This window comes from Kribbella solani, assembly GCF_014205295.1.
In the GTDB taxonomy this organism is placed as follows: domain Bacteria; phylum Actinomycetota; class Actinomycetes; order Propionibacteriales; family Kribbellaceae; genus Kribbella; species Kribbella solani.
This window is the reverse complement of the sequence record NZ_JACHNF010000001.1, coordinates 5,526,096-5,550,234: the sequence shown is the minus strand read 5'-3', so window position 1 is coordinate 5,550,234 and position 24,139 is coordinate 5,526,096. Positions and strand designations below refer to the sequence as shown.

Below are 24,139 nucleotides of genomic sequence, written 5' to 3'. Positions count from 1 at the left end.
CCGTGCCTGTTGAGCCTGACGCGTCTGTCTGGGAGTTCCCGCCGGTCGGGGTGGCCGGGGCGAGTGATGTCGTCGCGGGTGGCGCGGATCTCGCGCCCGGGACGGTGCTGGCGGCGTACCGCCGTGGCCTGTTCCCGATGCCGGATCACCGCGGGTCGGTGCTGTGGTGGTCGCCGGTCGACCGCGGCGTGATCGAGGTCGCCGGGCATCAGCCGTCGCGTACGCTGCGGCGCGCCCGGGCGAAGTTCGAGATCCGGGTGAACACGGCGTTCGACCAGGTGATCCGGGCCTGCGCCGATCCGCGCCGGCCCGGGGCGTGGATCGATCGCGACATCATCGCCGCGTACACGGAACTGCACCGGATGGGCTGGGTGCATTCCGTCGAGGCCTGGGACGGTAACGAACTCGCCGGCGGTTTGTACGGGGTCGCGGTCGGCGGACTGTTCGCCGGTGAGTCGATGTTCCACCACAAAACCGATGGTTCGAAGGCGGCAGTAGCCGGAACGATCGAGCTGCTCGACGACGAGTACGCGGCTGATCGCGTGTTCGACATCCAATGGGTCACCGATCACCTGGCGACGCTCGGCGCGGTGTCGATTCCGCGCGAGACCTACGTACGCCGACTCGCCCGCGCGGCCGACGTACCGTTGCCGAAGGCATTCACTTGAGTCCCACGAACGCAGCCAGCTGCCGCGCGGCCGACTCGAAGAACTCGTCGGCCGGGTCCATCGAACCGACCAGCTGACCGAACAGTTCGAAGCTGATCATCCCGAAGAGCTGCGTCCACACGATCACTGTCCGTACGAGCACCGCCGGCGGTACGTCCGGTGCCAGCGCGACCAGTACCTCGGTCTGCTTCGCCAGCACTCCGGTCGGATGCGGCGCGTCGGCGGGTGTGTCGAGGCGGCCGGCGGTCTGCGCTCGCTGGAGGAGGCCGAGCAGTACCAGCGGAACCCGGGCCGCGGGCTCGACCGTTGTTTGCGGCGCCTCGTACCCGCTGATCGGGGAGCCGTAGATCAACGCGTACTCCTGTGGATAAGTCCGTGCCCAGCCCCGGACCGCGGCGTAGACCGACAGCCACTCGTCGATCAGGTCACCCTCCGACGAGTCCGTGGCCGCCTCGGCTGCCGCGCCGAGGGCGTTGTACGCGTCGATGATCAACGCGGTCAGCAACTCGTCGCGGCTGGCGAAGTACCGGTAGAGCGCCGACGAGACCATGCCCAGCTCGCGGGAGATCGCCCGTAGCGACAGCGCCTCCGCGCCGACCGTCGCCAGCTGCTCGCGCGCGGTGTTCTTGATCTCCTCGGTCAGCTCGGCCCGGGCACGTTCACGGGCGGTACGTCCGGCGTTCATGTGGTCAGTCTGCCACAAAACCGAGAGCAGTGCTCTTGACAGTGAGCAGCGATCCGGTGTTCACTGATCACAACAGAGAGCACCGCTCTCGTAAATAGGGAGATGTCATGACCGAGTACAAGCAGACCTACGACAGCAAGCGCGTCATCACCGCGTCCGAGGGCAGCATGCGGGTCTTCAACCGGATCGTCGCCCGGCTGACGAAGCTCGGTCTCAGCCTGATGGGCAGCCGGGTGCTCTCGGTCCAGGGCCGCAAGTCCGGCGAGTGGCGGAGTACGCCGGTGAACCTGCTGGTGATCGACGGCCAGCGCTACCTGGTCGCCCCGCGCGGCCACACCCAGTGGGTGAAGAACCTGCGCGCCAGCGGCGTCGCCCGCCTGCAACTCGGCCGCACGGTCGAAACCTTCCACGCCGAGGAGCTCGCCGACGCCGACAAACTCCCCGCCCTCCGCCTGTACCTGAAGAAGTGGGCCTGGGAGGTCGGCACCTTCTTCAGCGGCGACGTCACCAAGAACTCCCCCGACGAGGTCCTCCACCACATCGCCCCCGGCGTCCCCGTCTTCAAGATCCGCTGATCCATTCGTGCAACGCCGGCTTGCACAAACGGTGGACTCAGTCCCCGGCGGTCAGTTCCGCTTCCAGTACGTCAACACTCGGCAGCGCGGATCGGAACTCCGCAGGCAGCGAACGATTGATAGCGCTCGTCCACTCCGCCACACCCATCGGCGCCTTGAAACCCTTCAACGCGTACTCCGCGACGACCTGGTTCTTGTTCCGGCAGAGCAGCAAGCCGATCGTCGGTTTGTCGCCGTCCTTCGCGAGTACGTCGTCGACGACCGCCATGTACAGCCCGAGCTGCCCCAGGAACGCCGCGTTGAACTTCACTGCCTTCAACTCGATCACCACGTAACACCGCAACTCCAGGTGATAGAAGAGCAGGTCGCAGAAGAACTCCTCACCGGCCAGCTCGAGCCGGACCTGCTCGCCGATGAACGCGAACCCCTGGCCGAGTTCGAGCAAGAACTTTCCGACGTGTTCGACCAGCTTCTGCTCGACCTCACGCTCCCGCCACCCGTCGGTGCTGCCGAGGAAGTCGAACAGGTACGGGTCGCGGGTTGCCTGCTGCGCCAGGTCGGATTCCTCCGGCGGCAGTGCGGTCGCGAAGTTGGTCACCGCCTGCCCTGACCGCTCGTGGAACCGTCCCTCGATGTGCAGCACCAGCACGTCCCGGCTCCACCCGTGCTCGACGGCCGCGGCGGCGTACCAGATCCGCAGTTCGGGGTGTTCGACCTTGGTCAGAAGAGCGAGGTGGTGGTACCAGGGCAATTGTGCAAGTGGCGCTTGCACAATCGCCTCACGTGGCCAGGAATCCGCAAAAGCCCGCATGTACTTGAGGTTGCGCGGCGAGTACCCGGTCGTACCTGGGAAGCGTGTCTTCAGGTCGGTCGACAGCCGGTCGATCACCTTCGCTCCCCACCCTTCCGCGTGCTGCCGACCGAGAATTTTCTGCCCCACCGACCAGTAACTGCGCAACAGCTCCTGGTTGGCTGCGGTCACCGCACGTCGGTGGCCGATCGCGACGTGCTCGGAGACCTCATCGAGCAACTCCGGGTACCAGCTGGGCAGGGACGATCGGGCGGGGGCGCTTTCGAAGCGCGGCGTCATGTCGTTCATGCCGCTCAGGCTTCCGCGTTCGGCGTCGCTGACACGACGGCCATTCGAGGGCATCCAGGGGCAGATTCGGGCGACTTGGCTGGGAGGATGGGGGGATGATTTCGGCTGAGGGGTTGAGGGCGGCGCCCAAGGTGTTGCTGCATGATCATTTGGATGGTGGGTTGCGGCCGGGGACTGTGGTGGAGTTGGCGGGGGAGGTTGGGCATGCGTTGCCGCGGACGGATGCCGACGAGTTGGGGGTCTGGTTCGTCGAGTCGGCGGATTCGGGGTCGCTGGAGCGGTACCTGGAGACGTTCGATCACACCGTCGGGGTGATGCAGACGGCCGAGGCGATCAAGCGGGTGGCCAGCGAGTGTGTACAGGATCTGGCCGCGGACGGTGTCCTGTACGCGGAAGTGCGCTATGCGCCGGAGCAGCACCTGAATCGTGGGCTGAGTCTTGAACAGGTCGTGGACGCGGTCCGGGACGGGTTCGAGCACGGGATGGCGGTGGCCGAGCGGCCGATCGTGGCGCGGCAGTTGCTGACCGCGATGCGGCACAAGGCGCGGTCGATGGAGATCGCCGAGCTCGCGGTCGGGTACCGGGACGGCGGCGTGGTCGGGTTCGACATCGCCGGCGCCGAGGCGGGTTTTCCGCCCACCCGGCACCTGGACGCGTTCGAGTACCTGCAACGGGAGAACGCGCATTTCACCATCCATGCCGGTGAGGCGTTCGGGTTGCCGTCGATCTGGCAGGCGATCCAGTGGTGCGGTGCGGACCGGCTCGGTCATGGCGTCCGCATCATCGACGACATCACGTACGACGGTGAGCAGGCCGAGCTCGGGCGGCTCGCGGCGTACGTCCGGGATCGCCGGATTCCGCTGGAGATGTGCCCGAGCTCGAACCTCCAGACCGGTGCCGCCGCGTCGATCGCCGAGCACCCGATCGGCCTGCTCACGAAGCTCCGGTTCCGGGTCACCGTCAACACCGACAACCGGTTGATGAGCGGTACGTCGATGAGCCGTGAGCTCGCCTTGCTTGCCGACGCGTTCGGCTACGGGCTGGACGACTTCCGCTGGTTCGCGATCAACGCGATGAAGTCCGCCTTCATACCTTTCGACGAAAGACTGAAGCTGATAGACGAGGTGATCAAGCCCTGGTACGCGTCACACTGATCGCTGGTACGTGCGGAATGCCCTTGTGGACAACCATCCGACGACCAGTGTGAAAGCGACCAGATAACCGAGGTGCCGCCACACCGATGACCAGTCCGGGTCGGCTGCCAGCGACTGCCGAGCCGCGATCGTTGCCCAGTCGACCGGATTGAAACGTGCCGCGACGTTCACCCAGTGCGGTGCGACCGACGGATCGATCATGATCGACGACATGAACGTCAGCGGCAGCGACACGAACTGGGAGATCCCGATCAGCGCCGTCTGCTGCCGGGTGAGCAGCGCGACCGCGTTCGACAGCGAACCGAACGACAGCCCGACCAGCACCGACGCGAGGATCGTGACCAGGTAGCCGCCGATCCCGCCGTGGTAGCGGGCGCCGGCCGCGATCCCGATCGCGAACACCAGGATCGTCTGGATCAGCGTGGTCGACGCGCTGCTGAGCAACTGCCCCGCCATCAGTCCGCCGCGGCTGACCGGCGACGCGAGCATCCGGTCCATCACGCCGCGCTCCATGTCCTGGATGAACGACGTACCGCTCCAGCCGCTCGTCATCAGCGCGGTCATCATCACGATCCCCGGCGTCAGGAACGCGATGTACGACGAGTTGCCGAACCCCGGGATGTGTACGACGCCCTGGAACAACTGCCCGAACAACAGCAGCCAGATCGCCGGCTGCACCAACGTGAACGCGATCAAGGCCGGCTGCCGGTACGAAGCGCGCGTCCACCGGCCGAGTACCAGGCCGGTGTGGGAAATCGTCGCGGACATCACGCGGCCTCCTCGGTGATCCGGAACGAACGGCCGGTGTGCTGCAGATAGACGTCGTCCAGCGACGGCCGCGAAACCGTCACGGCGGCGACCGGAATCGCCTTGTCCTCAAGGGCTCCCAGTACGGCTGGTACGGCGGTCGCGCCGCGATTGACCCGCGCTCGCAAGACGTTGCCTTCGACAATGACTTCGCCGATACCGGACAGTTGGCGGAGCAGCGTACGCACGGTGCCCTCGGTGTCGGGATCGACCAGCTCGACCTGGACCGAATCGCCACGCAGCCCGGCCTTCAACGCCTCCGGGGTGCCTTCGGCAACGATCTTGCCGTGATCCACGATCGCCAGTTGCCCGGCGAGCCGGTCGGCCTCTTCCAGGTAGTGCGTGGTGAGCAGGACGGTCAGCCCTTCCTGGCCGGACATCCGGAGCACCTCGTTCCACAGGTCGGCGCGGGCTTCCGGGTCCAGCCCGGTCGTCGGCTCGTCCAGGAACAGCACTTTCGGCCGGTGTACCAGGCCGAGCGCGACGTCCAGTTTGCGTTGCATTCCGCCGGAGTACGTACGCACCGGCCGGCCGCCGTGCTCGGTCAGGCCGAACCGGGCCAGCAACTCGTTCGCCCGCCGGGTCGCGTCCGTTCGGGACAGACCGAAGATCCGGCCGCTCAGGACCAGGTTCTCGATCCCGGTCGCCATCGGGTCCGAGCTGGATTTCTGCGGCACGTACCCGATCGCGTGCCGTACTTTGTCCTGCTCCCGCCCCACGTCGTACCCGGCCACCCGCGCGCTGCCGGAGTCGGCCCGCGAGAGGGTCGTAAGGATCTTGACCGTGGTGGACTTGCCGGCCCCGTTCGGCCCGAGCAGGCCGAGGACGACGCCCTCCGGGACGCTGACGGTGAGCCCGTCGAGCGCGCGCAGTGGTGGTTTCTTCCGCCCAGCCGGGTAGGTCTTGACCAGGTCGACTGCTTCGACGGCATGCGTAGCCATCTGTTGACTCCCTTGTGATTGGGGAGCCGGTCGTCGGGCTGGCTATCCTGATGGTTGCGCCTTGGGTGCCAGGTCTTCGGACCGACTCGAGGAACTTGCGGCCCTTGACCCGTGGTGTTGCCGCACCGTGGGCCGAGGGCCGCGCCCTAGTGGGCTTCCGGCGGAACCTCCTGCATCCAGGTGAATTCCTGACCGAAGTACTTGACCGGGTCCTTCAGCTGGTCGCCCGGCGCGATGCCGTCCTCCAGGTAGACCTTCCAGGCCTTGCGCCAGAACGTCGAGCCGCTGAGGGAGTCCGTGCGGATCTCCTCCGCGAGCTGGTGCACGTACTCCGACTCGGCCCGCAGCAGCGCCAGCCGGAACTCCGACTCGACCCAGAAGATCCGCGGGAGGTCTTTCGAGTCCATCAGCTTGTGCGCCGCGGTCAGCTCGCGGATCTCGGTGTCGATCAGCACCAGCCGCTGTTCGAGCAACTCGACGGCCCGATCCGGCAGCAGGCCGGGAAGGTAGGCGAGCCCGGCCTCCAGCGGATGGAACTCACGGGACGGCGTACCGACCAGCTCGGTCAGCCAGTCGTCGAACTCGGCCTGTCCCGCGTCGGTGATCCGGTACACCGTCCGCTCCGGCCGGTTGCCCTCCCGGATCTTCTCGCCCGCTTCGACGAAGCCGTGCTTCTCCAGCGCCGCGACGACCGAGTAGAGCGAACCGTAGTTGACCTTGATGCTCTGGTCCTTGCCGCGCTCGCGGAGCGTCGTGGAGATCTCGTACGGGTGCATCGGCCGCTCGAACAGGGTGCCGAGCACGGCGAATGCCAACGGGTTGCCGACCTTGCGCCGTTTGCCCATCTCGTACTCCTCGATCTCGATTACTCGAAATCGAGTATTAGCTCGCGAGTATCCGATGTCAAGTATTCAGCCAGGCGAACGCCCGGGCGCCGAGGCCGCGGACGCGCAGTCCGGAGAAGGCGCGGAACATCGGCTCCTCGACGTACTTGGTCAGCAGCCAGGCCAGTCCGATCACCCCGGCGACCGCGCCGACGATCTGGGCCAGCCGGCCGGCGCCCAGCTCCATCAGCCGGTACGCGATCAGGTACCCGACTTCCTGGTTCAGCAGGTACAAGGCGAACGAGATGCGGGCCAGGAACTCGATCGGCCGCCGGATGCTGGCGAACACGGTCCAGTCCGGGCCGCGGGCGGCGAGTGCGACGAGCAGTAGTAGTGCACCGATGCCGAGCGAGGACGGCCAGTCGGCGGTATGCGCATGCTGGGCGAACACGGTCGCGACCAGTAGGGCGCCCAGGTGCGGCGCGCTGATCCGGTTCTTCGACCAGAGCCAGATGGCGATGCCGATCGCGAACAACTGCATCCGGTGCAGTCCGAGTCCGTTCCAGAGCTGGATCACCCAGATCGGGCTGTGGTCGATCCGGCCGTTCCACTGCAGCGCTACCGGCGCCAGGATCATGATCCAGAGCAGTGTGGTGATCCGGTTGCCCAGACCGCGCGGCCAAAGCAGAGCGGCCACGGCGAAGGCCATCAGCTGGAGCGGCAGGGTCCAGTACGAGCCGTCGATGAGCTGGACGGTCGGATCGAATGACGCGGCCAGCGTCAGGTTGCCCCAGAGGTCATGCCGGGTCGGAAGAATCCAGTTCGACGGCCCGAAGAACACCAGCAGGGTGTACGTGAACAGTACGGCCGCCAGGTATGGCGGAAGCACCCGGCAAACGCGGCGCCACAGCCAGCGGGACGTCGAGCCCCTGCGGATCGTCACGCAGACGAAGTAGGCGCTGATCACCAGCAGCACGCTGGCGCCGACCTGAAACGGGTACCGCCCGAGTGGCGCGCCGAGCTCGGGGTGCAGGAACGGGCCTTGGTACGTCGTGTGCGTGAACATGACCGCCAGCACCGCGAGAACGCGCACGACGTCCCAGCTCAGCCTGCGGCCGTTCCTGACCCGGGGACGGTCCGGCGTTGTCACAGTCACTCCATCTACGCATCGCTCGCCGATCTCTTCGGCCGTTACCCCCCTGTGACACTTCGGTCGATCCTAGGGGGCCGATGCGGCGGGACGCCAATTCGTGTGCGTGGCGTCACGTTCGGGGTCAGCCGGCGGTCTGGAAGGTGCGGCGGTAGTCCTGCGGCGGTACGCCGACGATCCGGCGGAAGTGGTGGCGGAGCAGCGCGGCGGTGCCGAAGCCGGACTCGGAGGCGATCTGCTCGATGCCCATCCGGGTCAGTTCCAGCAGCGTCCGGGCGCGCAGTACGCGCTGGGTGGTGACCCACTTGAGCGGGGTGGTGCCGGTTTCGGCGACGAAGCGGCGGGCGAAGGTTCGCTCGGACATCTGCGCGCGGCGGGCGAGCGCCGGCACGGTGTGCTCGATGGTGAGGTTGTCGACCATCCAGTCCAGTACCGGCTGCAGGCTCTCGCCGGACGACTCCGGTACGGGGACGTCGACGTACTGCCGCTGGCCCCCGTCGCGCTGCGGCGGAACGACCATCCGGCGGGCGATCCGGGTGGCGACCGCGCTGCCGAGCTCGCGCCGGACCAGATGCAGACAGGCGTCGATCCCGGCCGCCGTACCCGCGCTGGTGATGATGTTGCCGTCGTCGACGAACAGCACGTCCGGGTCGATCTTCACGTTCGGGAACTGCGCGGTGAACTTGTCGATGTAGCGCCAGTGCGTGGTGCAGGCCCGACCGTCGAGCAGGCCGGCGGTGGCGAGCACGAACGCGCCCGAGCAGACCGTGAGCAGGATCGCGCCGCGTGCCTCCGCCCGCCGGAGCGCGGCCAGGATGCGCTCGTCGTACTCGTGCCGCCAGGTGGTTGCCGGGATGCCGATCAGGTCGGCGTCCTCCAGTTCCTCCAGCCCGTACGGCGCGATCACCTGTGAATGGGTGCTGGTCTGCAGCGGCTCGCCGGGCCGGGTGGAGCAGACCTTGAAGTCGAACGGGGGTACGCCGTCGTCGGTGCGGTCCAGCCCGAACACCTCGGCGAGGACGCCGAACTCGAACAGCGCGACGTCCTCCATCAGTACGACGGCGATCTTCTGCAGCATTCCGCCAGTATGGCCGGATTTTGTCGGACTATGTCAATAGTGCCACTGGTGGCAGGATCTCGTTGAGGGAATCATTACTGCCATGACCGGATACTTCGTTCTCCTCGTACTCGTGCTGGCCGTGATCGCGGCTCTGGAGCTCAGTGACAGGCGCAACTCGACCGGTCCGCAGGCCGGTCCGGGGGGTTCCTGGAGCTCCGACGACCGTGACGTGGCCCGGACCAAGCTCGACCTGCTCGCCCTCGGCGGGTCGGCCGTGCCCTTCAACCACAAGCCCGCTTCGACCACCGGGTCGGTGCATGCGATCCGCAGCGCCCGGCTGTTCACCGACGACGGCCGTCACGCGGCCTGACCCACCTGTCGCCAGCTGGGGGCGGCCGCGTTCGTGACCGCCCGCAGTGCGCCCTCCACCGGGCCGTACCGGAAGGTACTCAGCCAGATGTGGCTGGCGATGACCTGCAGTAGGAAGATGCCGGCCGCGAGGCCAACCGTCTCCAGTGGGGACGCCTGACCGACCAGTCCGAAACCGACACCGGTGAAGATGACTACGGTCGCCACTGACTGCCCGAGGTAGTTGGACAGCGCCATCCGGCCGGCCGGAGCGAGTAGCCGGCGGATGTCCTCGCCGCGGTCGGAGTGCATGACCCGCAACAGTGTCGCGACGTACGCGGCCGTGAGGAACGGTGCAGTGAGCACACTGGTGAGTACGGCGCCGGCCGCACCGTTGCCGCCGTCCGACGCGTAGAACACGCCACCGGTGATGCCGATGGTGAATCCGATCAGCTGGATCAGCCGTAGTACCGCCTCGTTGCCGGTGAGGTTCTGGAGCAGGCGGCGCCGTCCAACCACCATGCCGACCAGGAAAGCGGCCAGCGTGGTCGGGCCCTGGACCGTCAGCAGCGACAGACCGTACGTCGGAAGCGCGCGGACGTGCTCGCCGATGATGTCGCTGAACGAGCCGGCCAAATTCGCCGTGGTCTGCTGTGCGGCTGCTACTGCTGTGGTGGGGTCGACGAACTGGGCTGTGTCCAGGAAGAGCGCCGCGGCTGCCAGAGTGATGAACAGGTACGCGTAGATCGCTCCGGCGATGATCAGTGCCGTACGGTCCTTCACGCGGCGCAGGCCCAGCAAAACCACGCCGATGATCGCGTACACACTGAGGATGTCGCCGGTGATCAGGAAGACGCCGTGCAGCGCGCCCAGTACGAACAACCCACCCAGCCGTCGCAGCATGCGCGGTTTGAACGCGGCGCCCGCCCGCTGCGCCGCCTCTATCTGCAGTTGGAAGCTGTAGCCGAAGAGGAACGAGAACAGCAGATAGAACTTCATGTCCACAAAGGCGGACGACAGCCAGTGCACCGAGTGGTCGAGCCAGGAGTCGTACGCCGGGTCCTTCGCGAGATGGATCGGGAAGCCGGAGGCCGCGAACGTGATGTTCACGATCAGGATGCCCAGCAGAGCGAACCCGCGGAGCGCGTCGACGTCCTGAATACGAGTCCGATGCGGTACCTGGCTCATGCCGTCCAGCACACCAGCACAGCACCCCGTACACACTCGCGCTGAATCCTCTTCGATGGTGGAGTTTCCTCTACCAAAGCGGAGGCGCCGGCCCGGTGCGGTGTGCCAGAGTCGGGGGTATGAGCGACTATCGGGACGTCAACCGGGCCAACTGGGACGAGCGGGTGCCGGCGCACGTCGCATCGCCCAGCTACCACGTGGAGCAGTTCCTGGCCGACCCGTCGTACCTGAGCGGAGTGGTGCGCTTCGACGTGCCCAGGCTCGGTGCGATCAGTGGTCTGCGTGGCGTACACCTGCAGTGCCACATCGGTACCGACACGGTTTCACTCGCCCGGCTGGGTGCGCGGATGAGCGGTCTGGACTTTTCGGCGCCGGCAGTCGAGCACGGGCAGTCGCTCGCGGACCGGCTCGGCTTGTCGATGGACTTCCACGTGGCCGATGTGTACGACGCGGTGGACGTACTGGGTGCGGCGTCGTACGACTTCGTCTACACCGGAATCGGCGCGCTGTGCTGGCTGCCGGACATCCAGCGCTGGGCGCACGTGGTCGCCGGCCTGCTGAAGCCGGGCGGCCGGCTGTTCGTACGCGAAGGCCATCCGATGCTGTGGTCGCTCGATGCGGGCGCGCAGCACCCGGAGGTGCGGTACCCGTACTTCGAGACCGCTGAGGCGATCGTCGTCGACGAGGGTGGGACGTACGTCGAAACCGAGGTGGACTTCGACTCCACCGTCACGCACGAGTGGAATCACGGCCTCGCCGAGATCATCACCGCGCTCCAGCAGGCCGGACTGGTGTTCGACTCACTCACCGAGCACGACAGCGCGCCCTGGAACGCCCTCCCCGGTCTGATGACCGAGGACGGTGCTGGTGAGTGGCGCCTGACGGAGAATCCGGACCGCCTGGCCGCCACCTACACCCTGCGGGCGCACAAACCGAGCTAGTGCGCCCGGCGCTGCTGAACCTTCTGGAACGCCTGCTTGATCTTCTGCTGGTTCTCCGGCTTGCTCAGCTCGCGCTGCGCGACCTGGACCAGCTTGGCGACCACGGCGCCCTTGACCAACGTCTTCACGAAACCGCCCATCGGGGCCTCCCTCTCTCTTCCTGACGAAACTACCGCCCCCCGCAACCCGCCTCCATGGGTGATGTACCGGAACTGTCCCTGGCGTCGGGCACACTAGGAGCGTGCCTGAGCTGCCGGAGGTCGAGTCGCTGGCCACGTTCCTGCGTGAGCGAGCAGTCGGGCATGCGTTCGTCCGGGCGGACATCACCGCGATCAGCGCGCTGAAGACGTACGATCCGCCGATCTCGGCGATGGTCGGGCTGCTGATCGACGGCGTCGAGCGGCACGGGAAGTTCCTGGACATCTCGGCCCAGGGCGTGCACCTGGTGATCCACCTGGCCCGGGCCGGGTGGCTGCGGTGGAAGGAAGAGCAGTCGACCGGGCTGGTCCGGCCGGGGAAGGGGCCGATCGCGCTCCGGACCGTGCTGGACGACGGCGCCGGTTTCGACCTGACCGAGGCCGGCACCCAGAAGAAGCTCGCCGTGTACGTGGTGCGCGACGTGGCCGAGGTGCCGGGCATAGCGCGGCTGGGCCCGGACCCGTTCACGCTCTCGATCGAGGACTTCGGCGACATCCTGAAACGGGCCGGCCGGGTGCAGCTGAAGGGCGTGCTGCGGAACCAGTCGGTGATCGCCGGGATCGGCAACGCGTACTCCGACGAGATCCTGCACGTGGCGAAGATGAGCCCGTTCAAACCCGCGTCGAACCTGTCCGCCGACGAGCTCCAGACGCTGTACGACGCGATGCGCGAAACCCTCCAGGACGCCGTCGACCGGTCCGCCGGGCTGGCCGTCCAGGACCTGAAGTCGGAGAAGAAGTCGGGTTTGCGGGTGCACGGCCGGAAGGGCCAGAAGTGCCCGGTCTGCGGTGACATCGTCCGCGAGGTCAGCTTCGCCGATTCCTCCCTGCAGTACTGCGCGACCTGCCAGACCGGCGGCAAACCGTTGGCCGACCGGAGGATGTCGAAGCTGCTGAAGTAGGTTCCCGCTCATGCGGAAGATCTACGTGGCTGCCCACGTCTACATGATCCTCGGGCTGATCAGCGGGCTGTACTACCGCGAGCTCACCAAGGCGAAGGACTTCACCGGGGACTCCCAGCTCGGCGTCGTCCACACCCACATCCTCGCGCTCGGGATGCTGTTCTTCCTGATCGTGCTGGCGCTGGAGAAGCTGTTCACGCTGACCTCCGGCAAGCTGTTCAACGGCTTCTTCTGGGTCTACAACGCCGGTCTCGCGCTGACCGTCGCGATGTTGCTGACCCGCGGCACGATGACCGTGCTGGGTCACCAGCCCGGTCCCGCGCTGGACGGGATCTCCGGCCTGGGGCACATCACCATCACGCTCGGCCTGATCTTCTTCTTCGTGAACCTCGGCAAGTGCCTGCCCACCGCCGACAAGGCCGGGAAGGCCGAGTCAGAGGTGGACGACGTACGGGGATGACGCGGATCGCCGCCCGGCATCGAGCCGTACTTTGAGCTCATGGTCGCCGGGTGGTCCCGTGACCCGGGTGGCCCAGCCGATTGACCGGCCGCCTTCGAGCCCGTCGAACGCCCACGCCTGTTTGCGCGCGGTCCAGCCGCGGGGGAGGGCGAGATCGACCTCACCGCAGGCGGGCACGCGGCCGAAGTTCGTCACGACGACGGTGATCTCGTCACGACCCGGGTGGATCCACGCCAGCACCGTGCCGACCGGCGCGACCAGCACCCGGCGTACGCCGCTGGGTACCGCGAGCGGAACGACCCGCCGGGCCGGCACCGGGAACGGGCCGATCGTGGTCCGGGTGAGCTGGTGCCCCGTGACCGCGTACCTGCGCCCCGCGAGCCGGATGTGATGCTGGCTGTCCGGCTCCACCATGCCGACGAAACGGACGCCCACATCGGTCACGCGCCGCGCCACCAGATGCGCCTTCGTACTGGTCGGGGTGAGGTCCCAGACGCCGTCCGCGTTCGCGGTGACCGTGTTCGCCGGGACGATCCGGAGTTTGCCTTGCAAGGCGACCCGGACCACCTGTGCGACACCGGCCGCGGTACTGGCCGCGGTGCCGGCGTCGGGCAGCCGGACGACCAGGTCGTCGCCGTCCTTCCGCCAGGTCAGCGCGCGGCCGGTGTGATCCTCGACGACGTGCAGCGGCGTGGTGATCAGCCCGGGTAGCCGGACCTCCTGGTCCTTCGGCGGGCACGCGATCCGGAGCAGCAGCAGTTCGCGTGACCGCAAGACCGCCTCGCCCCAGGGTTGCGGCTCGAACTCCCCCGGGATGCCCTGAATCAGTCCCACCGCACCCCTCCTCCGAGTCACCCACGGTCCGGAATCCGTCGCGAACTGTCAACGGTTTCTTCCGCGGCCAACCGCTTCCGGCCATCGGCCGCCTACGCGGGTCTGGCATGCTGGGCGCATGTTCCGGAACCAGGAGATTCCTTCGGTCGTGGTGGCCGAGCTCGACGACAGCCTGCTGGCCGAGGCGTTCGTACTCGACGTGCGTGAGCCGGACGAGTGGGACCGCGGGCACATCGAGGGCGCCACGCACATCCCGCTCGGCCAGTTGCAGGAGCGGGTCGGCGAGGTGCCGGTGGACCAGAAGGTGCTCTGCGTCTGCGCGGTCGGTGGCCGGTCCGGGATGGCCACCCAGTTCCTGAACCAGGTCGGCCGGGAGGCGATCAACCTGGACGGCGGCATGCACGCCTGGCAGGTGGCCGGCCGCCCGATGAGCACGAACTGACCGCACGAAACTGACGTGCACGGATTGAGAAGGAAACCTTCCAAAGCGTGACGGCGCGGGTTACTTTGTCACCGGTCGGTTGACCGGCGTACACCTGCGGCTCACGAGGCGGTAGCGCGCACGGCGTCGGATGGCCGCGTCCGTCCACGCTGGGGAGGCTTCCGTGTCGCTCATCCGTCCCTTGACCACAGCTCTGGGCGTCGGCGGCTTGCTCGCCGGCGTCCTTGTCAGTCCGGCCGTCGGCCAGCCCACGCGGCCCGGTATCCCGGACGCCGCCATCGCGGAGAACGGGGTGCTCACGTCCCGTACCGACAGCCCGGTCGCGCCCGGCGTGAACTACACGTCGTTCGAGCGGCTCGACCCGAAGGGCTGGCAGCGCGGTGACATCCTGGACACCGACCTCGACAAGCACGGGGTCACGGTCGACTACGTGAACACCGGCAAGGTGTCGGGTGGGCAGCCGCTCAGCCAGCAGCTCGCCCGCAAGGGTGCCATCGCCGGCGTCAACGGCGACTTCTTCGACATCAACGACACCACCGCGCCGCTCGGCGTCGGAGTCGAGCGGACCGGCCGGCTGATCAACGCGCCGGCCGCCGGTCACAACGACACCGCGGTGGTCGGTAAGGACGGACTCGGCAAGATCGCCCAGTTGTTCCTGCAGGGCACGGTCACGGACGGCGCGACCAAGCTCGACCTGACCAACCTGAACTCGCCCGGTGTGAACGCCGGCGGGATCGGCCTCTACACCCCGGAGTGGGGTGACGCGGCCCGGACCCGGACCGTCGACGGCGTGCCGAACGTCCGCGAGGTGATCCTCCGCGACGGAGTGGTTGCCAGCTCCGCCACCGCTCCGGCCACCACGCCACTGGCCGCCAACGAGCAGGCGCTGATCGGCCGCGAGGCCGGCGCCGACGCGCTCAAGGCGCTCGCGGTCGGCGACAAGGTCGACGTGCAGTACGGGCTGCGCCCCGATGCCGCCGAGGTCGCGGTCGGTATCAGTGGCAACTACCAGCTGGCGAAGGACGGGCAGGTACCGGCGAACGTTCCGGATGCGGATCTGGCGCCGCGGACGGCGGTCGGCTTCGACGCCGACGGGAGCCGGATGATCCTGCTCACCGTCGACGGCCGGGCGACCGGCTCCCGCGGTTTGACGCTGAAGGAAATGGGTCAGCTGATGATCAGCCTCGGCGCCGACGGCGCGCTGAACCTGGACGGCGGCGGCTCCTCGACGATGCTGGCCAGGACCCCGGGCAAGGCCGCGCCGGAGGTGGTCAACGACCCGTCCGACGGCGGCGAGCGGCTGGTGCCGAACGGTCTCGGCCTACTCCCGGTCAAGGGTTCCGGCAAGCTGAAGGGCTTCCGGGTCGAGTCCGTCGGTACGTCGCAGGCGGGACCGGACGCCGACGTCTCGCGCAGCTCCCGCGTCCTCACCGGCCTCAGCCGCGTACTCGGTGCGACCGGCTTCGACGAGACGTACGCTCCCGCGAGTGGGACACCTTCCTGGTACGCGGGTAGCAATGTCCGCGTCGATCAACGCGGCGTGGTCACCGGGCGGCGTGCGGGCGATGTGGTCGTCACCGCGACCCGCGGTACGGCGAACGGAAGGTTCCCGATGACAGTGCTCGGTACGCCGGCCCGCCTCGCCCCGTCGACCCGCCAGGTCTCGCTCGCCGACTCCGGCGCCAAGGGCTTCTTCGAGATCGACGGGTACGACGCGAACGGCTTCTCCACCTGGATCGAGCCGCGCGACGTGAAACTCGACTACGACGCGAGCAAGGTGAAGATCGTTGCGAAGGGCAATGGATTCGAAGTCGGTGCGCTGAGCAACGACGCGGTGTCGGCGGTGGTGACCGCGAAGGTCGGTGGACTGTCCACGCAGCTCAGTGTCACCGCCGGTCTGGCCAGTACGGTGGTCGACAAGCTCGATGACGTGACCAAGTGGGCCGCCACCGCCGTACCGGCCGGTGCCGCGACCGCGACGCGATCGGCCGCCGAAGGGCATGACGGCGGGCAGGCGATCGCGCTCGACTACTCGCTCACGGGCAGTACGGCGACGCGGGCCGCGTACCTGTCGCAGACTCCGCAGCAGACGCTGCCGGGGCAGCCGCAGAAGCTCGGTGCGTGGATCTACGGTGACGGCAAGGGTGCTTGGCTGCGCGCGAACGCGTACGACGCGGCCGGCGGTACGGCGCAGACGCTCAACCTGGCCGCGACGATCGACTGGACCGGCTGGAAGTACGTCGAGGCGGACATTCCGCCTGGGCTGGCGATGCCACTGCGGTTCTGGCGGCTGTACGTCGTCGAGACCTCGCCGACCCGGCAGTACTCGGGCCGCATCATCGTCGACGACCTGACCGTACGCAGCGCGCCGCCGGTGACGATGGACCCGCCGGCCAAGGTGATCGACCCGATGGTGGTCACCGACGGGACCGTGCAGACCAGCGGTCGCTGGCGGTTCGCGGTGATGTCGGACGCGCAGTTCACCGCCGACGACCCGAACTCGGATTACGTGAAGCAGGCCCGGCGGACGATCCGCGAGGCGCTCGCGCAGAAGCCGGACTTCCTGGTGATCAACGGCGACTTCGTCGACCGGGCGTTCGGGCCGGACATCGCGCTGGCCAAGCAGATCATCGACGAAGAGGTCGCCGGCAAGGTGCCGGTGCACTACGTGCCGGGCAACCACGAGACGTACGGGCCCGGTGATCTGTCCGAGTGGAAGAAGGTCTTCGGCGCCGCGACCAGCACGTTCGACCACAACGGCACCCGGTTCATCCTGCGCGACTCGTCGCTCGGGTCGCTGCGGGCCGGTGGGTTCGACCAGATCCTCGACCTGCGCAAGCAGCTCGACTCGGCGGCTCGCGATCGCTCGATCCGGAACGTAGTGGTGATGGCGCATCACCCGATCGACGACCCGTCGCCGACGCAGAACTCGCAGCTCGGGGACCGGAAGGAAGCCGCGATGATCGTGAAGTGGCTGGCGGACTTCCGGGCCTCGACCGGCAAGGGCGCCGCGTACATGGCCGGTCACGCCGGTACGTTCGCCGCGACCCGTACCGACGGTGTGCTGCTGCCCTTGACCGGTAACTCGGGCAAGAGCCCGGCCGCCGCGCCGGACGCCGGTGGGTTCACCGGCTGGGCGCTGGTCGGTATCGACCCGAAGGCGACCGCGGCTCCGGCCGGCGAGCGCAACTGGTCGGCGCCGGAGCGTTCCTGGTTCCAGGTCGAGCTGCGACCGCATGTCGATTCGCTGGAGCTGGCCGCTCCGGCTGTGCTCCGTCGTGGTCAGACCGCTCCCGCGTCCGCCACGGTCGTCCAGGACAGTCGCCGGGTCCCGGTGACCTTCCCCGTGTCGGCTGACTGGTTCGGATCGAGCAATCTGCACATCGGTACGGCAAAGAGCGCTCCGTTCTGGGCGATCGCCTCGTACGACCCGGCGACCGGCCAGCTCACCGCACTGCGGCCTGGCACTGCCCAGCTCGGTGTCACCGTCAATGGCGTCACCAAGAGCACGACGCTGCGGGTCGATTGGTAGCGTCAGCGAGGTGACTGACGTAGTGGTGCCGCAGCGGCTGCGGAGTGGAGACCGAGTTGCTGTGGTGGCACCGTCTGGTCGAGTGGACGGTGCCAGGCTGGCTGTTGGGGTCGAGCACCTGAAGCGGTGGGGCCTTGAGGTCGAGGTGATGCCGTCGGTGCTGGCGGGACACGAGCGGTTCCGCTACCTGGCTGCCGACGACAAAGCGCGTGCGGAGGACCTGCGGAACGCCTGGCTCGACCAGCGGTTCGCTGCGGTGTTCTGTGCGCGTGGCGGGTACGGCGTGCAGCGGATGCTCGAGTACGTCGACCTGGACGAGCTGGTGGCCGTACCGAAGTGGTTTGTCGGGTTCAGTGACATCACTGCGCTGCACGAGCCGTTGAACGCACGTGGTCTGGTGACTGTGCACGGGCCGATGGCGGCTGCAGTGGAGCAGTTGGGCAACGACCTGGGTCGGGAACGGCTGCGGGCGTTGCTGTTCGAGCCGGAGACAGTGACCGACCTGCTAGCGCCGGCGGGTGCTCGTACGGTGGTCGATGGGGTCGCGGAGGGTCCGTTGCGTGGCGGCAACCTGGCGATGCTGGCATCGAGCATCGGGACGCGGACGTACGCGCCGCCCTCCGGTGTGGTCGTACTGGAGGACGTGAACGAGGAGGCCTACCGGGCCGACCGGTTGCTCACTCAGCTGTTGCGAGCCGGTTGGTTCGAGCAGGTCACCGGTGTGGTTGTCGGTGACTTCAGTGAGGTCGGTGCTGAGGTTGGCGACGTCATCCGCGAACGGCTCGAGCCACTGGGCGTACCGATGGTGGAGCGTGCAGCGGTCGGCCATGAGGTGTTGAACCTGGCCGTACCGCTCGGACTGCCGGTACGGCTCGACGCGACCGCCGCGACGCTTACGCCAGGTGCTCTCGCAGGAAGCTGAAGGCCTGCGGGTACGCGTCCAGGCGGTTGGTGAGCTTGGCGAGACCATGGCCCTCGTCGGGGTAGACGAGCAGCCGGCACGGTACGCCTCGTTTCGTCAGCGCGTCCGTGATCTGCTCCGCCTCCGACAGCGGCACGCGCGGGTCGTTGGCGCCGTGGATGACGAACAGCGGCGCGCGGATGTCATCGACTCGACTGAGTGGACTGGCGGACTCCAGGAACTCCCGGTCCGTCGCCAGATAGCCGTACTCCCGTTCGCGCATGGCTCGCCGGTAGTCCGATGTGTTCTCCAGGAACGTCACCAGCGACGCCATCCCGACCAGGTCGACACCGGCGGCCCAAAGGTCAGGCTGGAATGCCACACCGGCCAAGACCATGTAGCCGCCGTACGAGCCGCCCCACAGCGCCGCACGTGACGAGTCGGCGCCGATCGTCGGCAGCCAGGCGTTGATCGCCGCCAGGTCCTTGACCGAGTCGAGGCGCAGCTCCCGGTCGTCCAGCGAGTACCAGCGCTTGCCGTAGCCGGCCGAGCCGCGCACGTTCGGTACGACGACCGTGTGCCCGTCACCTGCCAGTGCGGCGACGATCGGGTTCCACATCCGCAGCGCGGCACCCTCCGGCCCGCCGTGTACGTGCACCACCGTGGAGCCCAGCTCCGTACTGGTCGGGCGGAACACGAACACCGGCACCTGCTCGCCGTCGAACGACGGCACCCGCATGCTCTCGGGGTACCGCAGCTCCGCCGGTACGTCAGGCATCTCCGGCGGCCGGATCGCGGTCAGCTCACCACCTGGTACGAAGCGGAACACCGTCGGCGGTGTGACCGGGGAGTTGTAGGTGATGGCCGCGAACGATCCGTCCGGCGACCAGACCGGGTTCGGTGTCGCGATCATCAACGCCGCACAACCACCAGTGGGCAGACCGAGCGGTGCGATCAGCGAGCCGTCTTCAAGGTGGTGCAGCGCCAGTGACACCTCGCCGTCATCCAGTACCGCAACCAGCAGGTGCTGGCCGTCCGGTGCGGGCCAGCCGGCCAAGTCACGGGCGTCGTCGGCCAGGAAGTCGCTCCAGGTGCCGTCGGCGACGTCGTACCGGCGGAGTGCTTTGCGGTCGCGGCCGGCATCACCGGAAACCAGGAACGCGGACGAGTCGGGCAGCCAGGCCACTGGTCCCTGGTCGTTCTGGGCGTCTTCCGCTGTCAGCTCGGTGATGGCCCGGCTGGAGGTGTCGAGCAAGAGCAACTGCATCGAGTTCGCCGGGCTGCTGGCCTTGGACAGTACGACCCACTTGTCGTCCGGAGACGGATCGACTGCCATCACCCAGCCACCGGAGTCGTACAGGACGCTCTCGCTACCAGTGGCCAAGTCGTGCGCGATCAGGTCGAAGTCGACGCCATTGCGACGGTTCGTCGTGTACAGCACCCGCCCGGCGCGTACGGCGACCAGGTGGTGGATGTACTCGGCATCGTGCACGAGCGGAGCCAGTACTGGGAGACCGGCGTCCTTCAGGTCGAGCAGCGACAGCTGGCCGCGTTCGTTGCCACCGGCATCGTGTTCGACGATCACCTGGCTGCTGCCGGGTACGAACTGGGCGCCACGGCAGGTGTCACCGAGATCGGTCAGGGCACGCCAGGTGCCGTCCGGCGCGACCTCGTTGATCTGGCGGGTGCCGGTGCCGTCGTACAGCACCAGCAGCCGGCCATCGTCGGCGACGTCGAGAGCCATGGCAGTGGGCAGCGAAAAGAGCGTCGTCAGCAGCACCCCCTCATCCTGACATGACCCAGGGTGTCCGGCCTGTTACGCCGGACACTCTGGTTCGTCAGCGTTCGCCGTGCCAGGAGTGCCAGAGCGCCGCGTACGGGCCCTGGGCGCCCACCAGCTCGTCGTGGCCGCCGAGCTCGACGATGCGACCGTCCTCGACGACCGCGATCACATCCGCGTCGTGTGCGGTGTGCAGCCGGTGTGCGATCGCGACCACGGTCCGGCCCTCCAGTACGCCCGCCAGCGACCGCTCCAGATGCCGGGCAGCACGCGGGTCCATCAGCGAGGTCGCCTCGTCCAGGACCAGGGTGTGCGGGTCCGCGAGCACCAGGCGAGCCAGCGCGACCTGCTGCGCCTGCGCGGGCGTCAGCGAGACCCCACCGGAACCCACCTCGGTGTCCAGCCCGTCGTCGAACCCCGCTACCCAGCCGTCGGCGTCGACCGAGCGCAGCGCTGCCCACAGGTCCGCGTCGGACGCGTCCTGCCTGGCCAGCCGCAGGTTGTCGCGGACGCTGCCCACGAACACGTGGTGCTCCTGGTTGACCAGCGCGACGTGGCTTCGTACCTGCTCCGCCGACATCCGGTCCAGCGCCGCGCCGCCCAGCGTGATGTCACCGACCCGTGGCGAGTAGATGCCGGCCAGCAGGCGGCCCAGCGTCGACTTGCCGGCACCGGACGGTCCGACCAGCGCCACCCGGGCACCCGGCTGGACCGTCAGCGTCACACCGTGCAGCACGTCCCGGCCTTCCAGGTAGCCGAACCGCACGTCGTCGGCCAGCACGGTCCGGCCCTCTGGCTCGTCCTCGCTCGCCGCCGCGGCCTCCTCGACCTCACGGACGCCGACCAGACGTGCCAGCGACACCTGCGCGACCTGCAGCTCGTCGTACCAGCGGATCATCATGTTGACCGGCTCGACCAGCATCTGGATGTACAGCGCGCCAGTGGTCAGCGCACCGACCGTCAGCCAGCCCTGGATCGCGAACCCGCCACCGATGACCAGCACGGCCGCCAGCGCGACGGTGTGGGTCATGTTGATCACCGGGAAGAGGATCATCCGCAGGAACAGCGTGTACCGCTCCCAGGCGACCCACTGACCGATCCGGGTGTCGCCGAGGCTGATCCGGCGGGCGCCGAGCCGGTGCGACTCGACCGTGCGGCCGGCGTCGACGGTCTCGGCCAGCGCGGACGCCACCGCGGCGTACCCAGCTGCTTCCGACCGGTACCCCGATGGTGCACGGCGGAAGTACCAGCGGCCGCCGATGATCAGGATCGGCGCCGCGATCACCACTGCCACCGCCAGCGGCGGTGCGGTGACGATCAGCGCACCGATCAGCAGGCTGCCCCAGATCACCGCGATCGTGAGCTGCGGTACGGCATCGCGCATGGCGTGCGAGAGCCGGTCGATGTCGGTGGTGATCCGGGACAGCAGGTCACCGGTCCCGGCGCGTTCCAGCACGCCCGGCGGCAGGCCCACCGCGCGTACCAGGAAGTCCTCGCGCAGGTCGGCGAGCATCTCCTCGCCGAGAACAGCGCCGCGCAGCCGCGTCAGCCGGGTGAAGCCGGCCTGCACCGCGAGCGCGATCACGAAGCCGATCACGACGGACGGCAGCTTCACGTCGGTGTTGCCCTCGGACAGCTTCTGCACCACGTTGCCGAGCAGCCACGGACCGACCATGCCGCTCAGCGCCGCCACCGCGTTCACCAGCGTCAGCCAGAGGAACGCGCGGCGGTGCCGGCGGAACAGCGTCTTCAGGTAGGCGCGCACGGTCGCGCTGCCTGCCACCGGGAGCCGCACCACTTCCTGTGGGGCCGCCGGGTCGTACAGAGGGCGCTTCACGACAGCTCCTCGAGAGTTGGTTCTTCTTCACGGGTCACGACCGCGCGGTAGCGCGCATTGGTCTGCAGCAGCTCGTGGTGCGTCCCGGTCGCTTCCGCCTGGCCGTCCGGCACGAACACCACGCGCTCCGAGCGGTCCAGCATCAGTGGGCTGGACGTGAACACCACCGTGGTGCGCCCGGTACGCAACAGCCGCAGGCCGTCTGCGATGCGGGCCTCGGTGTGGGCGTCGACCGCACTGGTCGGCTCGTCCAGCACCAGCACCTGCGGGTCGACGTACAGCGAGCGGGCCAGTGCGACGCGCTGACGCTGACCGCCGGACAGCGAGCGGCCGCGTTCGGTCAGTACGGCGTTCAGCGCGTCGGACTCACCGGACGGCAGTGTCTGCCGCAGTACGTCGAGGATGTCCGCGCACTGCGCGGCATCCAGTGCTGTCTCTGGCGTGACCGCACCACTCGACGGCACGTCGAACAGCTCATGCACTGTCCCGGACAGCAGGACCGGGTCCTTGTCCTGCACCAGCACGACCGTCCGTGCGGAGTCCAGTGGGAGGTCGTCCAGCGCGACGCCGTCCAGTCGTACTGACGGCTCGCCGTCGGCTGTTGGGCTGTGACCACCCAACCGGTCGGCCAGCAGACCGCCCGCGTCCGGGTTGCCACAGACAACCGCGGTGAAGCTCCCGGCCGGGACGTACAGCCCGGTGACCGGGTCGAGCAGGTCGCCCTCCGGCTGCTGAGCCTCGGCAGTCCCCATCGTCAGGTCGGTGCGCTGCAGCGACAGCACCCGCGCGGCCCGGCGCGCCGACACCTTCGAGAAGATGAACGCGCTCGCGGTCTCCTCGAACGTGTGCAGCGGCACCAGCAGGAACGTCACGAACCCGTAGGTGGTGACCAGCTCACCGACCGAGATCCGGCCGGACAGCACCAGCCGGACGCCCATCCAGACGATCAGGACCAGGAACAGGCCGAACAGCAGCACCTGCAGGGCCGCGATCAGCGACCACATCCGGGCACTGCGGACGGCGCTGGTCCGGTACTGCTGCGAGGCGTCGCGGTAGCGCTCCAGGAACAGCTGCTCGCCACCGATGCCGCGCAGTACACGCAGACCGGCCACGGTGTCAGCAGCCAGCTCGGTCGCCCGGCCGCCCTTGGCCCGCTGCTCGTCCGCGCGACGCTCCGCCGGACCCATCAGCGGCACGATCGAGAACGCCAGCACCGGCACCGCGACGGCGACGATCAGGCCGAGCTGCGGTTCGTACAGCATCAGGCCGACGACGACCGCGAAGCAGGTCAGCAGCGCCGCCGCGAACCGGCCGACGACCTCGACGAACCAGCCGATCTTCTCCACGTCGCCGCTGCTCACGGCGACCACCTCACCGGCCGCGATCCGGCGGGTCAGCAGCGAGCCCAGCTCGGCCGCCTTGCGCATCAGCAGCTGCTGCAGGCGAGACGCGGTGCTGATCCAGTTCGTCACGACGGCGCGGTGGAAGAACGAGTCGGCACCGGCCTTGGCCGCGCCGAACACCAGCAACAGCGTGCCGGCCAGGATCAGCTTGGGCCAGGACAGGTCGATGGCCGCCTGCACGGCGAGCCCGACGGCGACCGGAGTGGCGGCGATCCCGCCGAAGAACAGCAGGCCCCAGAACACCGCGAGCAGCTGCCCGCGCAGTTGCTGGTGCTCCAGCCAGAGAATGAGTCGGAGACCGGACCGGGTGTCGGGCACGCCCGGATCGGCGAAGGGAAGGAGGCGCAAGGACATGACGTCTCACAAAGAAGGGCAGAGAGGGATGAAGGAAGGTGCCTGACCAGGCGAATG

At 68.1% G+C, this 24,139-nt stretch carries 23 protein-coding genes; 10 read left to right on the top strand and 13 right to left on the bottom strand.

Features of this window, described 5'->3' with window-relative positions; all coding sequences use genetic code 11:
- Nucleotides 1-2: 2 nt before the first annotated feature.
- Nucleotides 3-668: a leucyl/phenylalanyl-tRNA--protein transferase gene (gene aat / locus HDA44_RS25510; protein WP_184838580.1), complete on the top strand. Its 666-nt coding sequence runs from the start codon at nt 3-5 to the stop codon at nt 666-668.
- Here the strand turns inward: aat and HDA44_RS25505 are convergent.
- Entirely contained in the window at nt 661-1,353 is a 693-nt protein-coding gene (locus tag HDA44_RS25505; protein WP_184838578.1) for a TetR/AcrR family transcriptional regulator, read from the bottom strand. The two genes, aat and HDA44_RS25505, sit on opposite strands and share 8 nt — an antisense overlap.
- Before the next feature lie 107 nt (nt 1,354-1,460).
- Between HDA44_RS25505 and HDA44_RS25500 the strand changes: the two genes are divergently transcribed.
- Entirely contained in the window at nt 1,461-1,928 is a 468-nt protein-coding gene (locus HDA44_RS25500) for a nitroreductase family deazaflavin-dependent oxidoreductase (protein WP_184838576.1), read from the top strand.
- 37 nt (nt 1,929-1,965) lie between these two features.
- On the opposite strand, the gene HDA44_RS25495 is transcribed toward HDA44_RS25500, so the two are convergent.
- Nucleotides 1,966-3,027: a PDDEXK nuclease domain-containing protein gene (locus HDA44_RS25495; RefSeq protein ID WP_184838574.1), complete on the bottom strand. Its 1,062-nt coding sequence runs from the start codon at nt 3,025-3,027 to the stop codon at nt 1,966-1,968.
- Nucleotides 3,028-3,122: 95 nt separating this feature from the next.
- Between HDA44_RS25495 and HDA44_RS25490 the strand changes: the two genes are divergently transcribed.
- Nucleotides 3,123-4,181, top strand: coding sequence for an adenosine deaminase (locus HDA44_RS25490; protein ID WP_184838572.1), 1,059 nt, complete (start codon nt 3,123-3,125; stop codon nt 4,179-4,181).
- On the opposite strand, the gene HDA44_RS25485 is transcribed toward HDA44_RS25490, so the two are convergent.
- The 5 genes from HDA44_RS25485 to HDA44_RS25465 form a co-directional block, all read right to left on the bottom strand.
- Nucleotides 4,173-4,949 carry an ABC transporter permease gene (locus HDA44_RS25485; RefSeq protein ID WP_184838570.1) on the bottom strand — a complete coding sequence of 259 codons (777 nt, stop codon included), beginning with the start codon at nt 4,947-4,949 and terminating at the stop codon, nt 4,173-4,175. The two genes, HDA44_RS25490 and HDA44_RS25485, sit on opposite strands and share 9 nt — an antisense overlap.
- Nucleotides 4,949-5,929 carry an ATP-binding cassette domain-containing protein gene (locus HDA44_RS25480; RefSeq protein ID WP_184838568.1) on the bottom strand — a complete coding sequence of 327 codons (981 nt, stop codon included), beginning with the start codon at nt 5,927-5,929 and terminating at the stop codon, nt 4,949-4,951. The genes HDA44_RS25485 and HDA44_RS25480 overlap by 1 nt, the downstream gene beginning before the upstream one ends.
- Nucleotides 5,930-6,075: 146 nt before the next feature.
- Complete coding sequence (locus HDA44_RS25475; protein WP_184838566.1) at nt 6,076-6,774, bottom strand: PadR family transcriptional regulator; 699 nt, start codon at nt 6,772-6,774, stop codon at nt 6,076-6,078.
- A 58-nt stretch (nt 6,775-6,832) separates the two neighbouring features.
- On the bottom strand, nt 6,833-7,846 hold the full coding sequence (locus HDA44_RS25470) for an acyltransferase family protein (RefSeq protein ID WP_202887554.1): 1,014 nt from the start codon (nt 7,844-7,846) through the stop codon (nt 6,833-6,835).
- 181 nt (nt 7,847-8,027) lie between these two features.
- Complete coding sequence (locus HDA44_RS25465; protein ID WP_184838564.1) at nt 8,028-8,981, bottom strand: helix-turn-helix domain-containing protein; 954 nt, start codon at nt 8,979-8,981, stop codon at nt 8,028-8,030.
- Between the two features lie 82 nt (nt 8,982-9,063).
- Here HDA44_RS25465 and HDA44_RS25460 point away from each other — a divergent pair, with 82 nt between their 5' ends.
- On the top strand, nt 9,064-9,333 hold the full coding sequence (locus tag HDA44_RS25460; RefSeq protein WP_184838562.1) for a hypothetical protein: 270 nt from the start codon (nt 9,064-9,066) through the stop codon (nt 9,331-9,333).
- On the opposite strand, the gene HDA44_RS25455 is transcribed toward HDA44_RS25460, so the two are convergent.
- Nucleotides 9,321-10,499 carry a DUF418 domain-containing protein gene (locus HDA44_RS25455; protein ID WP_184838560.1) on the bottom strand — a complete coding sequence of 393 codons (1,179 nt, stop codon included), beginning with the start codon at nt 10,497-10,499 and terminating at the stop codon, nt 9,321-9,323. The genes HDA44_RS25460 and HDA44_RS25455 overlap by 13 nt on opposite strands.
- 119 nt (nt 10,500-10,618) lie before the next feature.
- On the opposite strand from HDA44_RS25455, the gene HDA44_RS25450 reads away from it, so the two are divergent.
- The gene (locus HDA44_RS25450; RefSeq protein WP_184838559.1) at nt 10,619-11,440 is read left to right on the top strand and encodes a class I SAM-dependent methyltransferase; all 822 of its coding nucleotides are present in this window, start codon (nt 10,619-10,621) and stop codon (nt 11,438-11,440) included.
- Here the strand turns inward: HDA44_RS25450 and HDA44_RS25445 are convergent.
- Nucleotides 11,437-11,580: a hypothetical protein gene (locus HDA44_RS25445; RefSeq protein ID WP_184838557.1), complete on the bottom strand. Its 144-nt coding sequence runs from the start codon at nt 11,578-11,580 to the stop codon at nt 11,437-11,439. The two genes, HDA44_RS25450 and HDA44_RS25445, sit on opposite strands and share 4 nt — an antisense overlap.
- A gap of 101 nt (nt 11,581-11,681) precedes the next feature.
- Here HDA44_RS25445 and HDA44_RS25440 point away from each other — a divergent pair, with 101 nt between their 5' ends.
- Nucleotides 11,682-12,539, top strand: a complete 858-nt coding sequence (locus HDA44_RS25440) for a DNA-formamidopyrimidine glycosylase family protein (protein ID WP_184838555.1) — start codon at nt 11,682-11,684, stop codon at nt 12,537-12,539.
- A 10-nt stretch (nt 12,540-12,549) separates the two neighbouring features.
- On the top strand, nt 12,550-12,999 hold the full coding sequence (locus HDA44_RS25435) for a DUF2871 domain-containing protein (protein WP_184838553.1): 450 nt from the start codon (nt 12,550-12,552) through the stop codon (nt 12,997-12,999).
- On the opposite strand, the gene HDA44_RS25430 is transcribed toward HDA44_RS25435, so the two are convergent.
- Nucleotides 12,973-13,833, bottom strand: a complete 861-nt coding sequence (locus HDA44_RS25430) for a hypothetical protein (RefSeq protein ID WP_184838551.1) — start codon at nt 13,831-13,833, stop codon at nt 12,973-12,975. The two genes, HDA44_RS25435 and HDA44_RS25430, sit on opposite strands and share 27 nt — an antisense overlap.
- 118 nt (nt 13,834-13,951) lie before the next feature.
- On the opposite strand from HDA44_RS25430, the gene HDA44_RS25425 reads away from it, so the two are divergent.
- The 3 genes from HDA44_RS25425 to HDA44_RS25415 all read left to right on the top strand — a co-directional run bounded on the left by HDA44_RS25425 (nt 13,952) and on the right by HDA44_RS25415 (nt 18,729).
- A complete protein-coding gene (locus HDA44_RS25425) occupies nt 13,952-14,275 on the top strand; it encodes a rhodanese-like domain-containing protein (protein ID WP_184838548.1) in 324 nt (107 codons plus the stop codon).
- A gap of 163 nt (nt 14,276-14,438) precedes the next feature.
- Nucleotides 14,439-17,807 carry a phosphodiester glycosidase family protein gene (locus tag HDA44_RS25420; RefSeq protein WP_337906402.1) on the top strand — a complete coding sequence of 1,123 codons (3,369 nt, stop codon included), beginning with the start codon at nt 14,439-14,441 and terminating at the stop codon, nt 17,805-17,807.
- A gap of 10 nt (nt 17,808-17,817) precedes the next feature.
- Nucleotides 17,818-18,729, top strand: a complete 912-nt coding sequence (locus HDA44_RS25415) for a S66 peptidase family protein (protein ID WP_337906401.1) — start codon at nt 17,818-17,820, stop codon at nt 18,727-18,729.
- Here the strand turns inward: HDA44_RS25415 and HDA44_RS25410 are convergent.
- Genes HDA44_RS25410 through HDA44_RS25400 form a run of 3 tightly spaced genes read right to left on the bottom strand, consistent with a single transcriptional unit; the run spans nt 18,701 to nt 24,082 of the window.
- Nucleotides 18,701-20,488 carry a S9 family peptidase gene (locus tag HDA44_RS25410; protein WP_337906399.1) on the bottom strand — a complete coding sequence of 596 codons (1,788 nt, stop codon included), beginning with the start codon at nt 20,486-20,488 and terminating at the stop codon, nt 18,701-18,703. The two genes, HDA44_RS25415 and HDA44_RS25410, sit on opposite strands and share 29 nt — an antisense overlap.
- A 58-nt stretch (nt 20,489-20,546) precedes the next feature.
- On the bottom strand, nt 20,547-22,325 hold the full coding sequence (locus HDA44_RS25405) for an ABC transporter transmembrane domain-containing protein (RefSeq protein ID WP_184838542.1): 1,779 nt from the start codon (nt 22,323-22,325) through the stop codon (nt 20,547-20,549).
- Nucleotides 22,322-24,082: an ABC transporter transmembrane domain-containing protein gene (locus tag HDA44_RS25400; RefSeq protein ID WP_184838540.1), complete on the bottom strand. Its 1,761-nt coding sequence runs from the start codon at nt 24,080-24,082 to the stop codon at nt 22,322-22,324. The genes HDA44_RS25405 and HDA44_RS25400 overlap by 4 nt, the downstream gene beginning before the upstream one ends.
- Nucleotides 24,083-24,139 lie beyond the last annotated feature (57 nt).

Excerpts from the sequence above, each read along its gene's own strand:
- HDA44_RS25505 (WP_184838578.1), bottom strand. The coding sequence starts at position 1,353 with ATGAACGCCGGACGTACCGCCCGTGAACGTGCCCGGGCCGAGCTGACC.
- HDA44_RS25500 (WP_184838576.1), top strand. The coding sequence starts at position 1,461 with ATGACCGAGTACAAGCAGACCTACGACAGCAAGCGCGTCATCACCGCG.
- HDA44_RS25495 (WP_184838574.1), bottom strand. The coding sequence starts at position 3,027 with ATGAACGACATGACGCCGCGCTTCGAAAGCGCCCCCGCCCGATCGTCC.
- HDA44_RS25490 (WP_184838572.1), top strand. The coding sequence starts at position 3,123 with ATGATTTCGGCTGAGGGGTTGAGGGCGGCGCCCAAGGTGTTGCTGCAT.
- HDA44_RS25485 (WP_184838570.1), bottom strand. The coding sequence starts at position 4,949 with ATGTCCGCGACGATTTCCCACACCGGCCTGGTACTCGGCCGGTGGACG.
- HDA44_RS25480 (WP_184838568.1), bottom strand. The coding sequence starts at position 5,929 with ATGGCTACGCATGCCGTCGAAGCAGTCGACCTGGTCAAGACCTACCCG.
- HDA44_RS25475 (WP_184838566.1), bottom strand. The coding sequence starts at position 6,774 with ATGGGCAAACGGCGCAAGGTCGGCAACCCGTTGGCATTCGCCGTGCTC.
- HDA44_RS25465 (WP_184838564.1), bottom strand. The coding sequence starts at position 8,981 with ATGCTGCAGAAGATCGCCGTCGTACTGATGGAGGACGTCGCGCTGTTC.
- HDA44_RS25460 (WP_184838562.1), top strand. The coding sequence starts at position 9,064 with ATGACCGGATACTTCGTTCTCCTCGTACTCGTGCTGGCCGTGATCGCG.
- HDA44_RS25455 (WP_184838560.1), bottom strand. The coding sequence starts at position 10,499 with ATGAGCCAGGTACCGCATCGGACTCGTATTCAGGACGTCGACGCGCTC.
- HDA44_RS25450 (WP_184838559.1), top strand. The coding sequence starts at position 10,619 with ATGAGCGACTATCGGGACGTCAACCGGGCCAACTGGGACGAGCGGGTG.
- HDA44_RS25445 (WP_184838557.1), bottom strand. The coding sequence starts at position 11,580 with ATGGGCGGTTTCGTGAAGACGTTGGTCAAGGGCGCCGTGGTCGCCAAG.
- HDA44_RS25435 (WP_184838553.1), top strand. The coding sequence starts at position 12,550 with ATGCGGAAGATCTACGTGGCTGCCCACGTCTACATGATCCTCGGGCTG.
- HDA44_RS25425 (WP_184838548.1), top strand. The coding sequence starts at position 13,952 with ATGTTCCGGAACCAGGAGATTCCTTCGGTCGTGGTGGCCGAGCTCGAC.
- HDA44_RS25400 (WP_184838540.1), bottom strand. The coding sequence starts at position 24,082 with ATGTCCTTGCGCCTCCTTCCCTTCGCCGATCCGGGCGTGCCCGACACC.